At 70.4% G+C, this 398-nt stretch carries 1 pseudogene; it reads left to right on the top strand.

Annotated features, from left to right (window positions below):
* Window positions 1–398 (top strand): annotated as a pseudogene (locus tag MKK68_RS26250) (SIS domain-containing protein); the annotation flags it as partial.

Here is a 398-nt window from a genome sequence, read left to right as displayed (position 1 = left end):
CCGGCCTGATGGCCGTCGCGATCGCCCGCGAGAACGAGTACGAGGGGCTGGCCCGCGAGGTCGCCAAGGGGCGAGACGTGCTCTACCTCGGCCGAGGGACGAGCTACCTGATGGCGATGGAGGGCGCGCTGCAGCTGAAGGAGATCAGCTACATCCACGCCGAACGCTATGCGGCGGGCGAGCGAAAGCAGGGTCCGATCGCGCTGATCCACTAGAGAGTGCCGGTGCTCGTGCTCGCCCCCCACGCCGCGGTGTTCGAGAAGAGCGTGTCGAACATGCACGAGGTCGCCGCCCGCGGCGGGCGGATCATCCTCATCGGCGACGCCACCGGCGCGGCGGCCCACGGGCTCGACACCCTCGCCACCATCACGATGCCGGACATCGCCCCGGTCGTCGCC

It is taken from the genome of Methylobacterium sp. E-016, from assembly GCF_022829745.1.
In the GTDB taxonomy this organism is placed as follows: Bacteria; Pseudomonadota; Alphaproteobacteria; order Rhizobiales; family Beijerinckiaceae; genus Methylobacterium.
Note: the sequence above shows the minus strand (reverse complement) of the source record. Positions and strands in the feature narration are given on the sequence as shown.